The following is a 14,258-nucleotide window of genomic DNA, read 5'->3' on the forward strand; positions in this document are numbered from 1 at the left end:
TCGTTAATGCTAGTTGATTAAAAGGACATTAATTTTCAACGTGCTAGCCTACGTCGACGAGAGCAACCATAACCAAAGCCAAGGAGAGTGAATGAAGGCAGTAATGTGGATGATGGGAACATTATGTTCGTTCACCTTTATGGCAATTTCTGCCAGAGAATTGGGTGAAGCGTACACGCCCGTTCAACTGGTCTTCACTCGCAGCGTCATTGGACTGATTCTGGTCTCCCTGTTACTGATGCATTTTCGTCAATTTCATTTAGTAAAATCGCCTAAAATGGGCATCCACCTTGGAAGAAATCTCATCAACTTTGTGGGGCAGTATTCATGGTTTGTCGGCATATCCCTTTTACCGCTTGCCAATGTGTTCGCCTTAGAATTCACAGTGCCACTCTGGACACTTCTGATTGCGTGCTGGTTTCTCAATGAATCATTTACCAAGGTAAAAGCTTTTTCTTTGTTGCTCGGGTTTATTGGAGTTCTGGTGATCGTTAAACCGGGGGCAGATATTTTCGACCCGGCATCATTTGTTGTCATCCTGGCTGCGATCAGCTTTTCCACCGCTTACGTGTGCACTAAATATCTCGCCGAAACAGAACCGCCGCTGGTGATCATATTTTTAATGTGTTTGATTCAGCTCCCCATTGGGTTGGTCTTGTCTTATCAAGACTGGCAGATGCCAATGGGCATCGAATGGCTACACCTCTTTATTGTTGGTCTGACTGGTTTAACCGCTCATTTCTGTATTGCGAGAGCCATGTTGTATGCCGATGCAGGGGTGGTCGTCTCCCTCGATTTCTTCCGCTTACCTATTATTGCTGTTGTGGGCATGTGGCTTTACAACGAAACGCTAGACTGGTGGGTTTTGTTAGGAGGCATTTTAATGCTGGCGGGCAATATTCTGAACATGCGCAGTCAACGCTCAGCAAACGGAAGTTCAAAACCAGCGGAAAGTGCCTAGAAACCGCGAACGACAATCGATTGCTGTTGCCCTGGATCAATCCAACGTAGTTTTCTGGCGCACGCTTCTTATTTCAGCGTTAATATAGCTTTCTTTCTCAAGCAGGCTGGTTGTTTTATATGCTAACTCGGTTACCCCCCTGGGTTGAGTATGGTGCCTTTTGTCTGGCAGCCATCGCAGGTATCGTCAATGCTATTGGCTTATTAGGGTTCCAGCATCAATCCGTATCGCACCTTTCGGGTACGCTTACATTACTCGGGACTGAGTTACTTTCATCTCCTGCCAGTTCACTGCATTTACTCTGGGTCGTCCTCTCTTTTTTAGCTGGTGCGGCGGTGAGTGGGCTGCTCATACAGAACACAGCATTGAAGCTGGGTCGTCACTACGGCATTGCACTTGTTCTGGAAGGCATACTCTTAAGCCTGGCGGCATGGGTTCTTACCAAAGGATCCATTTCTGGTCACTATTTAGCCTCTGCGGCTTGCGGATTACAAAATGCTATGGTGACAACCTACAGCGGAGCGGTAGTCCGTACCACTCATATGACTGGCATTATTACTGATTTAGGGTTGCTGCTCGGGGCTCGGCTGAGGGGTGAAAAACCTGACCGCAGGAAACTCGGCTTATTTATGGCGCTTCTTTTTGGATTTGTATTCGGTGGGAGTCTGGGGGCTTATCTGTTTTCGATATGGGCGTTTAACGCGTTACTTTTCCCAGCCATTTTCGCCTTTAGTGTCGCTGGAGCCTATTCGCTCAAACTGGCTTTGAGCGCAAAAAACGAAAAAACCTGATCCAACTGTTCTGGTAAGCCGTATCAGGTTTTGATCTTTATTTGTTTTTCCGCCACATAGACTGCTCCGGCGTATCCCTACGACGGCTATGTGGCTTCTTTTTTTACAGGTACTCGCACAGGTAAGCGGTTGGCTGCTCTACCTTAAGGTCAAACGATGAGTTACGTGGGACATCAAAGGACTCCCCTGACGCGTATGTTATCCATTCTTCGGAACCGATGACACGAACGGTCAAATCGCCTTTCACGACTGTCATTCTTTCGGGTGCTTCAGTTCCAAAGGTATATTCACCTACTGCCATCACTCCAACACTTAAATTTTGATTCGCCTGCACAAACCCGAGTGATTTAACCTTGCCGTCAAAATAGGTATTTTCAGTAATCATTTTTCTTCCTTGTGTTTGAATTACTGATTGTTTTTACCTTGTTCCGTAAAAATGTGCAAGCCAGTGTTTTTAGTTACAGTAAACCGTCAAATGCCTTCATGACTTCTGGGGATTTCATTACCCTGCCGTGCCCTTGTCCGGTCGTAGTTACCAGTTGAACACGTTCAGCTTCTTCACCGGCTTTTTCCGATACCGAATATGGCGTAAATTTGTCATCAATGTCATGAACGATGACACACGGCGTTTTTCTTGCCATTAGACGAGCATAGGGATCGATGGATTGTATAGGGAAGTTATATTGACGCTCCACCTCACCAACCACCGCATTGAATAGTCTCATTGAGTACCCTGAACGACGAATACTAGAGAACAGATTTTCCAGGTAGTTCAGAACGGGAGCAACAAGAATGATTGGGCAGTTTTCTGCCTTTTGGTGTCGGCTTTCAAGCACTGAAGCCGTCCCCATACTATGTCCAATGATGCCCGCAAATTCATCCACACTGTCAAGCACGGTATCCAGCCCCTCAACAAACGCAGGGATATGCCCTACCTCCCCTTCACTTTCGCCATGCGCTGGGTGGTCATACGCCAAAGCTGTGTACCCTTTGGAAGCGATGTGTTCCATTAGTGGAAAGAACTGGTTAGAACTGCCTGACCACCCATGGGTAAGCACCCACACAGGTCCGCTCCCTAACTGATAGGTGGAAAGCTTGCCATGGCTGGTCGTTACCGTACCTTTGATTAGCCCTTGTGGTGTGGGATTTTTAGGTGCCAGTCTGGCGGGAGTCAGCAACACCTTTCGCGCTGTCTTCATCGCGTGTTTTGGCGCAAGGGTGTGGTGAAGACGCGTTGTACAGTTCACCAGACTTCGCTTCAGGCTGAACTTGTTGGATGCGTTAAAATAAATCTTCTCACTCATGGTGTTGTCATTCCCTTAAAATAGAACGCTCGTACTATTTATAGTTAAAAAAATGGACTGGTTAACCAGTCTTGTCTTTATTTAGTCTTTGGTTTTAGGGTCTGAAGACCCTGCTATTTCCGCCAGTGATCAAACAGGAAATTCACGCTCAACCAGAAACGTTCACGGCTCACTTGCTCACCCTCTACAGAATAAAACAGCTGACTACTCAGATAAGCACCGTAGAGCTGAAAAACCGCCTGTTTTGCATCCAGATCGACCATAAAAATGTTTTGCTCTTTGGCTTTCTCGACCTGGATTTCAAGGTAATGAAGCCATTTTTCAATACCAGCAACCAGGCTCTTCTGGATAGCGTTTCCCTCTTCAGCATCGCTACGCCATGCATCAAGAAACATGCAGCTCCCCTGAAAGGAGTGATTCCAGGTCAGCCAATTTTCAAGCAGCAGCCGGATTTTGGCTTCTATATCGTCTGAATACTTTGTTCTTGCAGGTTCAACAACCCGCTGCGCAAAAATCAGGTTCGCATACTCAATCACGGTAACCTGCAAGTTCTCTTTAGAATTAAAGTGCGCGTAAAGACCACTTTTGGACATACTGCAATGCCTGGCTAACTCACCAATCGTCAGGCTTTCCAAGCCGTCTTGGCTGGCGACATGGAATGCGGTTTTCAGTATGTTTTCTTTGGTCAGTTTGCCTTTACTCATCAGAACTCTCAAAAGTGACAAAGCGAACGAATCAATTCGCGCTTTTTATTAATAGCACAGTCGTTCTTTTTTACAACCTGTATTTAATCTCAACCACGCTAAGAATGGTTAAATGATATGACATCTTATTGAAATTATTACTCAAAGATATAATGATAGTTTAAATATCTTTGTGATTCTTGCTTGTCATTGGGCACCAAAACCGCGAAACGATGGCATCTCTGTTACCGAGAAGATACATTTGTATCCAAATCACTATTGAACATCGCATATTTCTAGGAAGTCTTTATGCTCGAACAGCTCGCTTTTTCTGCCAGTATCACCGGACCTATCTGTTTAATGCTGGTGCTTGGTGTCTTTCTGAAACGAGCGAATCTGATCAACGAAGAGTTTATAGAAACGGCTTCAAAGCTCGTTTTTAAGGTCACGCTACCAGCGTTATTGTTTCTGAGCATTGTTCAGTCCGATTACGATGTGGGAAAAAGTCTTCCATTTACCTTGTATGGATTGGCTGCAAATCTGGTGTTTTTTCTGTTCATGTTTGCTTCAACCAAAATGTTCTTTAAAGATTCCAGTGACATAGGCGTTATTGTCCAAGGTGGATTCCGTTCTAACTTAGCTATTATTGGCTTGGCCTACATGGCAAATATGTATGGGGAACAAGGCGTCGCAAACGCAGCGCTTTATGTAGGTGCCGTTACCGTTCTATACAATATTCTGGCAGTAATTGCATTAAGCCCAAAACAACAGGATTCGAAGTTGAAAGCCTTTTCCATGTTCGGAAAATCGATCACTAAGAATCCGCTGATCATCGCTATTTTGCTGGGTTTTGTATGTTACGCACTGTCCGTACCCATTCCTGAAATCGTCTCACATGCTGGCGGTTACTTTGCAGACATGACGTTACCACTGGCTCTTCTTTGTACTGGCGGTTCCCTCAACCTTCGCTCGCTCAAAAAAGAAATCAACTCCACCTGGTTTTCCGCGGTTCAGAAGCTCTTTTTGTGCCCACTGATTATAGTCGGAGGCGGATTGTTACTGGGGTATCGTGGGATGGAGTTAGGGTTGCTGTTCTTTATGACGGCATCACCTACCGCAGCTGCAAGCTATGTGATGGCAAGAGCAATGGGAGGAAACCCCACATTAGCCGCTAACATCATTGCACTGACTACAGTCGGCTCATTACTCACCTGCTCTGTCGGAATTGCAATGCTGACTCATTTTGGCTTGATGTGAATGTTAATTTATCCACATCTGGCAACTTTCGTTTCATTAAGAACTCTTAATCTAACCCATTTCGTTTTATGACGTGGCTCAGCGTAACCTAATGAAATACTGGGTAAAGTCGAGAAATAAACCCTAAGAGTGAGTTCTTTATGTCGTTAGTTCATTCCAATAAAATTGCCAGTTTGGAGCTGGGTCGACTGATAGCCATGTTTGCTATCATATTTCTTCATAGCCAATCGCTCAATCACCCAAACGCAAGTGATGCGGTGATCTGGACGGGTTACGCTCTCAATCAGCTTTCCCGTTTTGCTGTGCCTTTCTTCTTTTTGCTCTCAGGGTTTCTTATTCAACCCAAGTTAAGCCGCGATCCTTTTACCACACTCAAAAACTACAGTTTGCCCTTGATTCAGGTCTGGTTAGTGTGGAGTGTCATTTGCCTGCTAATGCCATTTAACTGGCACGCCTTCTTAACAGATGGGTATATAGCAGAGCGTAGTGGGTATTGGGAATGGCTATTGCAAAACCCTCTAAACACTTTCTTTGAAGGCGGGCTGGTACACTTATGGTTTATCCCCGGTTTGCTTTGTGCCGTGGCAATTATTGCCGTGGGCGTGCACTTTAACTGGACGAGAGGACTGATCCTGATTGCTGGCGGTCTTTATGTGTTTGGTGTTCTGGCTGGAAGCTATCGAGAAGTCACGGGAATAGAATTCCCAATTTTCACGCGGAATGGACCATTTTTCAGCACATTAATGGTACTGATTGGCTTTGAAATCCGTCGGTTGAATCTGACGATGAATATTCAGTCTGCCATCATCGTAGCTTTGGTTGGATTGTCACTCCATATGGGAGAAGCCGAGATTCTGACTGCCTATGGAACGCCATTTAATACTCATGATTTTCTGGCGGGCACACCAATCTGGGCAACAGGATTATTCTTCATCCTGCTGGCAAATCCAGACTGGGGACGTCGCGATTGGGTGATGAGCCTGTCTAAGCTGGTGCTAGGGATCTACGTGGCACATCTTCCTATTCAGATTCTGGTCGACAATCTGGTCCGTTTTGCAGGATTGGAAGCGTTCACCCGAGATTTTGTATTGGTGAGCGGAACACTCATTTGCAGCGTATTGTTTGTGTGGAGCCTGTCTAAGACTCCTCTCAAAAAAGTACTGTTCCGTTAACTAAGGCTGCTGATAGGAATGCGGATATCATAATACAGACCACGATCTCCACTGGAAGCAAACAGAGTGCCGTGAAGGTTGATGGTCACCAGAGTATATAAAACCGAGGCACTCAACCCAATGTGGCGAGTGCTTCCTTTTTTGGTCGTAAAGAACGGTTTGAACAGGTTCGTCAAAACATCGGTACACACACCATTGCCGTTATCCCAATATTCCATACACAGTTCTTGATCTTCAATGCTGACGTTCAGGTTCACGACCCTTTCGAATATATTCTCAAAGGCGTGATGTATCGAATTGGTCAACAACGTGGATACAATCTGGAAAATAGGGCTTGGGTCAATATCGATTTCATCCTCACCACTGAACACTTCCATCTCGATATTTTGCTCTTCCAGCTTTGGCCGAAGTAACGACGCGCATTGCATCAAATAGTGATTCAGTTTTACTGCTCTGACCCGATGTTCAAGCTGATCCACCGCCACAGTTTTAAAGGCATCGACCTGTTTGGAGGCAGTGGCGATGTTCCGACTACTCATTTCCAGGCTCGATTCCGCAGCTTTAAAAAACTCATTCAGTTCTTTGCCAGTTAAAGTCTGATTCTGGGAGGAACGAATGACAGTCTGCAACAGGTCAGAAAGATGTGAAGACGCTGTCGTGGCAACACCTAGCGGGGTATTCAGCTCGTGGGCAACCCCAGAAACCATTTCACCAATCGCGGCGACCACTTCACGGTTCACCATTGCCTGATGGGATTTCGCCAAATTCAGGTGTGTTTTTACCCTGGCAGTCACCTCTTCACTTCGATAGGGCTTGTAGATGTAGTCCACACCACCAGCATTGAGCGCATCGACAACAAAATCTATTTCAGAATGGGCACTAACGAAAAGGATCGGGATACCGCTCAGCGCAGGGTGAGACTTGATTTCTCTGCATGCTTCAATCCCACTCATTTCAGGCATATTGATGTCCATCAGAACCATATCAGGAGTGTTCGTTAACATTCCCTGAATGGCTTGTTCCCCCGATGTTGCTGCCCGCACTTTGTAGCCTTCTGTCACCAATATCTTTCGCAATACGTGCAAATTCTCAGCAACATCGTCCACAATGAGTATCTCGCTCATTTGCCACCCCCAAAAATCCTTTTCGAAATAGCCCAAAGGTATGATTCAAATAATTTAAATATAGGTGATATTTTTCATCTGAGATCAAAAACGGAGGCGAAAACACCTCCGTTTGGTTAAATTCTCACTGAATAGCCATCATCTTGCCAAAATGCCATCTCTTTCGATGTGGGCTCTTGATACTCAGTCTATTGGGATGACAAGTTTCTACTGAACGTATCAATGAAGCGTTAACGGGCTTCTCCCTGCCATTTGAAGAAGTAAGCTCCAGCAAGAAGAAAGACAACCGTCATCAGAGCAAGCGTTACAAGGTGCCCCCATATATCTGCGATTCCTGCGCCATCCAGCATGACTGCTCTGGCGGATTCCAGCATATGCGTCAACGGGAAAATCTTGGTCATTTCCTGAATAAACTGAGGACTGCCTTCAAGTGAGAACCAAACACCCGATAGCATCATCATTGGCCAGGAAATCAAATTGAGCATTCCCCCGATGAATTCTTCAGATTCAGAACGGCAGGCAATTAACAACGCAAGAGAGATGATGGAAGACGTTCCAAGGAATGCCACCAGAAACAGAGTAAAAAAGCTACCAAGCATATAGAAATCGAAAATCAGGTGGCTACCTAGGAATATACCTGAGCTGATAAACATAACTATGACGAGACGGGACAAAACCTGAGCAGACAAAAACTCGATAGCTCTCAAAGGTGTCGCCTTGAGCCGTTTTAGTACCGAGTTTTTCCGGTAACGAACAATCACATATCCAACACCAAACAAACACGAGAACATCATATTTACACCTAAAATACCTGGAACTACCCAATCTAAATATCGAATGGCTTTTCCGTCTATTGTGTATTTTATAAATTTAGGTTGTTGTCCTAAGAGTAATTTTTCAACAATGTATCCACTCGAAGAGGATTGATTTATCCAATATGCTTTCTGGTTAAAATCAACCAACAGGTCAATCTTATGTTGTTGCAATTTAAGCTCAGCATTTTTACCGTCTTTATATTCTATAAACTCTAAATATTTCAATTCTTGAAATGGTGTCGAAGTTTCATGTGACAGATTTATTACACCCACCTTATACAAAACCTTATTTTCGTCCGAAAAGACAAACGCAAAACCAATCACCATTAATATTGGAAAAACCAAATTCCAACCCAATGCACTTCGATCTCGCATAAACTCATAATTTCGTGCGACAAGCACGGCTAAAAATCGGCTAAACATTTTCGCTTTCCTCTTCTATTAGCGTGTGCCCGGTCAGCTTTATAAACAGGTCGTCCAGATTTGCGGATTTAACTTGCAAACCTTCCAGAGAAATATTGGATGACATTAAGTTTGTGAGCGTTTTTTCTACGTTTTCTGACTGAATAAAACAGCGCCCTTCCGAATAATGCACCGACTCGCCATTCAGAGAGGCATTAGCGGTATGCGATTCTGGCAGGCTGATAAGTGCGCCAGAGAAATGCTGAGTCAAAAGGTTGTCCGGCGTATCCATCGCAATGATGCTGCCTTTGTTCATAATGGCTATTTCATCACACAGGTATTGTGCCTCGTCCATGTAGTGCGTGGTAAGCAACACTGTTTTGCCATTAGCTTTGATTTTATTCACCAAATCCCAGAATAAGCGTCGGCTATGGGGATCGAGCCCCGTCGTTGGCTCATCCAGAAAGATCAGCTCTGGGCCGTTAATGAGTGCTAATGCCAGAAGCAGCCTTTGCCTCTGCCCGCCTGAAAGCTTTCGGTGATCCTGAGAAACAAAATCCGATAACTGACATAAGGAGACTAACTCGTCATAAGGCATGGAACGGCTATAAAACGCGCCAAACATCTTGAGTGTTTCTTCTACTGTAAGGTAATCCTGCAATGCCGTATTTTGAAATTGGATGCCAAGTCGGTGATACACGTCTTTAGTGATGGGCTTACCGCGATATCGAATTTCGCCGCCTGTAGGCTGCATTATTCCTTCCAGCATTTCCAGAGTCGTCGTTTTCCCTGCTCCGTTTGGACCCAGTAAGCCAAAACATGTCCCTTGCCTTACACCGAAGCTGACCTCTTCAACGGCAACAACAGATTTGAATCGCTTATGCAGCGATACCGCTTCTATTTGATATTCCATATGGTTTTCTGCCCACTGTCTTCCAGGTTTTTCTTATGAGTTGAACCAGTATATACCCAAGTCTCTTTGCAAATCACAGGCTAAAGATTGCGCTGAGGTATGTTTTAAACAAAATCTCGAATTAATTCAGGTCGAATGATTATTATTGGTATTTTGCTTGAATAAGTCATGACCTTTAAATGAAATAAACTTTTATGAAAACAATACACCTTGACTCGTTTTTGATGTTGTTGGGTACTATCATTCGGTAAATATAGCGAACGTTATTTCATACAAAAGCACAATTAATAACGCCGAAATTATAGGAAAAAATCATTCTGTTAATATATTTTCATATTTTGGTTTACGTATGATTATTATTTCAGCTAGCTCAATCTTGATATTTTTCCACTATTAGATTGCTTTCCATACAACTTATATCATAAGCTAATGATATGTAGACGCTTATTCCATTATTCAGAGAATATTTTTCATATTTTATGTTGAATGTTCCATTTTTTGCTACTTTAGTTATTAGAAGAATAATAAATGCGGCTTTATCTTTTACGGAGAAAAGACAATGGGTTTGGACAATATTTCTATTGCTAAAAAATTATCGATAACGCCGGCTGTGCTGATTGCTATATTAATAGCCATCGCTGTAGTGAGCTCAAATCTGCTAAATGGGTTGTCACAGGATATGAATAAGATTTCCTTTGATTTAGCCCCAGATACTGAGCTAGCAGCGGAAGTAACTGACAGTGTTTACGGCCTGCGCTTAACGGTAAAGAACTTTATAAAAACGGGGAAACAGGAGTTTGTTGATAAATTCGATCAACAAACCGCGCTATGGACTGAAGACATGACTCGCGCTTACAAAGAGATTCAAAATCCTGAGCGGGTAAAAATGTTGAAAGCCATTGAAGAAATGAAGTCGACTTACCTTTCCACATTCAAAGGTACAGTGGTCTCCAATATGAACAGCCGTAACGAACTTGTTAACGGTACTCTCAATGCTAATGGTCCACAGATTGAACGTAAACTGACCAAGGTAATGGACACAGCTAAACGCGACGGTGATGTCGTGGCGGCTTACCATGCCGGACGTGCGATACGTGCTCTTTTACTTTCCCGTCTTTACGTATCCAAGTTCCTGGTTGAAAACCAGCCTGCACAGGTAGAACGCTTCAACAAAGAGTTCAATGCTTCAGAGAAAGAGTTAGACACACTACTCGGAACGCTTGAGAATCCAGAGCGTCGTCGCCTAACTACTGAAGCCAAGGAGCTATTAAATCAGTATGAGACTGCTGCAAATAGCGTCTCGCAAATGATTTATGACCGAAACGATGGTATCAAGATTTTAGATACTGTAGGTCCTCAAATTGCGCTCAAGGTTGCCGAACTTAGAGCTTCTATAGGTGGTTCGATGGGCGACGCTGCCAATCACGCCAAATCAAATACCGAAACATCAACATCATTGCTGTTCATGCTAGCGGCAGCGGCGGTGATTGTTGGTATTCTCGTCTCTTTTGTGGTGACAAGAGCCATTACCAGCAAAATTCAGTCTACTAACGATGTGCTCAAAGACATTGCACAGGGTGAAGGTGACCTGACCATTCGTATCCCTGTAAATGGCAGCGATGAACTGGCATTGCTGGCGAGTAACTACAATACGTTTGCTGAGAAACTTCAAAAAACCGTCACTGAACTGAACACCGCCTCTTCCAGCATGCTTACCTCTGCGCAAGAGTTGACAGTGAAAGCAAGCAGTACGCAACAGGAAGTGCGTGAGCAGCAATCTCAGGCTCAACTGGCAGCTTCTGCGATGACAGAGATGTCAGCAAGTGCTCAAGAAGTGAGCAACAGCGCTCAGCAAGCCGCTGAACTCTCACAGTCTACTGCTGAAGCAGCATCACAAGGTACAAGCGTTGTGGTGGAAGCAGCTACTTCGATGCAAAGTCTGTCTCAGCAAATCTCTGACGCTAGTGACACAGTAGAGCAAGTCCGCTCAGACAGTGAGCAGATTGGTACAGTTCTGGATGTTATCAGAAGCATTGCAGAACAAACCAACCTGTTGGCACTGAACGCCGCTATCGAGGCTGCTCGTGCAGGTGAACAGGGTCGTGGATTTGCGGTGGTAGCTGATGAAGTTCGCTCTCTGGCATCCAGAACGCAGGAATCGACAGAAGAAATTCAGAACATCATCGTCAGCTTGCAACAACGCTCTGAAAGTGCGAGTCAGGCAATGACGAAGAGCCGCTCAAATGCAGAAGAAACCGCTGCTCAAGTTCAGTCTGCTGAAGAAGCACTGACTTCCATCGACGGCTTTATCGCGCAAATCAACGACTCTATCGGTCTGATTTCAAGCGCAGCCGGTCAGCAGGCTACCGCAGCTGATGAAGTAAGCGTAAATGTGAATACCATGTCTGATATCTCCGATAAAACACTTACTCAGTCCATGGAAACCACAGACTCAGCAGAGAACCTGAACCAAGTTGGTAATCAGGTAAGCCGTCTGCTAGGTCAATTCCGAGTTTAAGATACCGCAAACAAGAAAGAGCGAGCCAATTGGCTCGCTCTTTTATTTTCATCTGGTTACAACGCGACTTATTTTAGCTTATAGAACACCGTCGAAAGCGGCGGAATTCGTAAGTTAAGTGACTGATCCAGCCCTTCACTTTCCACTTTTTCCGTTTGAACAACTGAGTGAACATCAAACCCACTGCCGTTGTACTTAGTGTCGTCCGTGTTCAATACCAATTCGTATGCCCCTTCATTGGGAACACCAAGCCTGAATCGTTCGTGTGGAACAGGCGTAAAGTTGGAGACAATCAAGATACGCTCTCCAGACTCACTGATTCGCTCATGAGCAAGAATACTCGCATCTTTGGCATCCTGTAGCCGCCACTCAAAACCTTCAGGGTCACTGTCCTGATCGTGTAACGCTTTTTCTTTCCGGTAGAGGAAATTCAGGTCGCGAGTCAGATCCTGCACGCCTTTGTGGCGATCAAATTGCAATAAGAACCATTGCAATTGATCGTCATGGTTCCATTCGGCCGTCTGACCAAATTCTGCGCCCATGAAATTCAGTTTCTTCCCAGGCTGACCATACATATAGCCCATGTACGCTCGGAGGTTAGCCGTTTGCTGCCATTCATCACCGGGCATTTTATTGTGAATAGAACCTTTTCCGTACACGACTTCATCATGAGACAGCGACAGCACATAGTTCTCGCTGTGTGCATAAACTAGTGGAAACGTGATGGTGTCGTGGTGGTATTTTCTATGCACTGGGTCTTCTTTAATGTACGAGAGACTGTCATGCATCCACCCCATGTTCCATTTAAAGCCGAATCCCAGCCCCCCGATAAATGTGGGAGCGGAAACTCCGGGAAATGCCGTGGATTCCTCTGCAATGGTCATGGCGTTTGGAAAATGCTTATACACTTCCTCATTCATCCATTTCAGAGTGGCAATAGCATCGTAGTTTTCGTTTCCACCATCCATATTAGGTAACCATTGGTCGTGGCTACGGGAATAGTCGAGATAAAGCATCGAGGCAACCGCGTCCACACGAATACCGTCTATGTGGAATTGTTCAAACCAGTACAATGCATTAGAGACCAGGAAGCGACGGACGTGCTCTTTTCCCATGTCATAGATGAATGAATTCCAGTCCTGATGCCATCCTCTGCGGGGGTCAGGGTCGTGGAAAAGTGGCGTACCATCAAAATTCGCCAGACCATGATCATCTGAAGGGAAATGGGCAGGAACCCAGTCCAACACCACACCAATATTTACCTGATGGCACTGATCAACGAAATATTTGAAATCATCCGGTGAACCGAATCGGCTGGTTGGTGCAAACAAACCAACAGGCTGATACCCCCAAGATCCGTAAAACGGATGCTCTGATACTGGCATCAGCTCGACATGGGTGTAACCGAGATCCACCAGATAAGGGATCAACTGGTCAGCAAGTTCACGATAATTAAGAAACTCACCGTTCTCGTTTCGTTTCCAGGAACCAGCGTGAAGTTCGTAGAAAGAGAGCGCTTCTTTTCGCTTTTGGGTGACCGGGCGTTGCTGCCACGTTTCATCCTGCCAGTCGTATCGGCGGTGATCATAAGTCAGCGACGCAAATGATGGATGCTGCTCAGAATGGAAACCCCAAGGATCGGCTTTGTGTGGCAGCCCTTCCCCGTCGGGACCTTTCATTTCAAATTTGTATTGAGTGCCTTCTGGCAGGTCAGGGATAAATAGCCCCCAGATACCGTAATCCAGCTTTTGCAGTGGATGCCTTCTGCCATCCCAGTAGTTAAAAACACCAACGATGCTTATCGCACTGGCGTGAGGCGCGTAGACCAAAAAGCGAGTCCCGTTGACCTGCTTTCCACCGCGTTCGAGGGAGATAAACTGAGCACCAAGCTGATGGTACATCTGTTTGGGGGTATGTAAATCTTCGTACTCTGCGTATAACGCGTGATACTGATATGGGTCATCGACGATCTGTTCCGTGCCAGACCAGTCAACCGCTAAGCGATAATGAACATGGTTCAGGTTCATGTCGCCTTTCAACACAAAACCGCTTTTCTCTTCTCTTTCAAGTGGAATGCGGTTTTGATCTTCTAATACCAACTGAACATTGTCTGCACCCGGAATCCAGATTCTTAACGCGATACCTTCTTCCTGACTAAACGGCCCCAGAAAAGAAAATGGATCAGCAAATGCAGCTTGCGAAAGTTGGGCATAGGCTTGTTTGGATTGTGTTTTATTATTCAACGCCTTGTCCCCTGACGATTATAAATGTGAGCGGTTAAGCTCCTTCCTGATGAATAACATCTGAGCTTGAATCAG

Annotated in this window: 12 protein-coding genes; 5 read left to right on the forward strand and 7 right to left on the reverse strand. The window is 45.1% G+C overall.

Features of this window, described 5'->3' with window-relative positions; genetic code table 11:
- Positions 1–91 precede the first annotated feature (91 nt).
- Positions 92–961: a DMT family transporter gene (locus tag INR79_RS26290; protein WP_080927932.1), complete on the forward strand. Its 870-nt coding sequence runs from the start codon at positions 92–94 to the stop codon at positions 959–961.
- A gap of 119 nt (positions 962–1,080) precedes the next feature.
- Positions 1,081–1,752: a YoaK family protein gene (locus INR79_RS26295; protein ID WP_223097777.1), complete on the forward strand. Its 672-nt coding sequence runs from the start codon at positions 1,081–1,083 to the stop codon at positions 1,750–1,752.
- 103 nt (positions 1,753–1,855) lie between these two features.
- Here INR79_RS26295 and INR79_RS26300 read toward each other — a convergent pair whose 3' ends face one another.
- From INR79_RS26300 to INR79_RS26310, 3 genes are all read right to left on the reverse strand, one after another.
- Positions 1,856–2,137 carry a pyrimidine/purine nucleoside phosphorylase gene (locus tag INR79_RS26300; RefSeq protein WP_004408333.1) on the reverse strand — a complete coding sequence of 94 codons (282 nt, stop codon included), beginning with the start codon at positions 2,135–2,137 and terminating at the stop codon, positions 1,856–1,858.
- 73 nt (positions 2,138–2,210) lie between these two features.
- Positions 2,211–3,056 carry an alpha/beta hydrolase gene (locus INR79_RS26305; protein ID WP_004408335.1) on the reverse strand — a complete coding sequence of 282 codons (846 nt, stop codon included), beginning with the start codon at positions 3,054–3,056 and terminating at the stop codon, positions 2,211–2,213.
- A gap of 113 nt (positions 3,057–3,169) precedes the next feature.
- Positions 3,170–3,760, reverse strand: a complete 591-nt coding sequence (locus INR79_RS26310) for a TetR/AcrR family transcriptional regulator (RefSeq protein ID WP_022591263.1) — start codon at positions 3,758–3,760, stop codon at positions 3,170–3,172.
- Positions 3,761–4,048: 288 nt separating this feature from the next.
- Between INR79_RS26310 and INR79_RS26315 the strand changes: the two genes are divergently transcribed.
- Both INR79_RS26315 and INR79_RS26320 read left to right on the forward strand, forming a co-directional pair.
- Complete coding sequence (locus INR79_RS26315) at positions 4,049–4,996, forward strand: AEC family transporter (RefSeq protein ID WP_022599318.1); 948 nt, start codon at positions 4,049–4,051, stop codon at positions 4,994–4,996.
- A 140-nt stretch (positions 4,997–5,136) separates the two neighbouring features.
- Complete coding sequence (locus INR79_RS26320; RefSeq protein WP_200767754.1) at positions 5,137–6,168, forward strand: acyltransferase; 1,032 nt, start codon at positions 5,137–5,139, stop codon at positions 6,166–6,168.
- Here INR79_RS26320 and INR79_RS26325 read toward each other — a convergent pair.
- The 3 genes from INR79_RS26325 to INR79_RS26335 all read right to left on the reverse strand — a co-directional run bounded on the left by INR79_RS26325 (position 6,165) and on the right by INR79_RS26335 (position 9,422).
- Positions 6,165–7,292 (reverse strand): response regulator, encoded by a 1,128-nt coding sequence (locus INR79_RS26325; RefSeq protein WP_004408342.1) that lies wholly within the window; start codon positions 7,290–7,292, stop codon positions 6,165–6,167. The two genes, INR79_RS26320 and INR79_RS26325, sit on opposite strands and share 4 nt — an antisense overlap.
- Positions 7,293–7,522: 230 nt before the next feature.
- Positions 7,523–8,530: an ABC transporter permease gene (locus INR79_RS26330; protein WP_223097779.1), complete on the reverse strand. Its 1,008-nt coding sequence runs from the start codon at positions 8,528–8,530 to the stop codon at positions 7,523–7,525.
- Positions 8,523–9,422, reverse strand: a complete 900-nt coding sequence (locus INR79_RS26335) for an ABC transporter ATP-binding protein (RefSeq protein ID WP_223097781.1) — start codon at positions 9,420–9,422, stop codon at positions 8,523–8,525. The genes INR79_RS26330 and INR79_RS26335 overlap by 8 nt, the downstream gene beginning before the upstream one ends.
- Positions 9,423–10,101: 679 nt before the next feature.
- Between INR79_RS26335 and INR79_RS26340 the strand changes: the two genes are divergently transcribed.
- Positions 10,102–11,940 (forward strand): methyl-accepting chemotaxis protein, encoded by a 1,839-nt coding sequence (locus INR79_RS26340; RefSeq protein ID WP_262415430.1) that lies wholly within the window; start codon positions 10,102–10,104, stop codon positions 11,938–11,940.
- A gap of 68 nt (positions 11,941–12,008) precedes the next feature.
- Here the strand turns inward: INR79_RS26340 and glgB are convergent, their stop codons facing one another.
- Positions 12,009–14,183, reverse strand: a complete 2,175-nt coding sequence (gene glgB / locus INR79_RS26345; RefSeq protein WP_223097785.1) for a 1,4-alpha-glucan branching protein GlgB — start codon at positions 14,181–14,183, stop codon at positions 12,009–12,011.
- Positions 14,184–14,258 lie beyond the last annotated feature (75 nt).

It is taken from the genome of Vibrio sp. SCSIO 43132 (assembly GCF_019904195.1).
Lineage (GTDB): Bacteria > Pseudomonadota > Gammaproteobacteria > Enterobacterales > Vibrionaceae > Vibrio > Vibrio nigripulchritudo.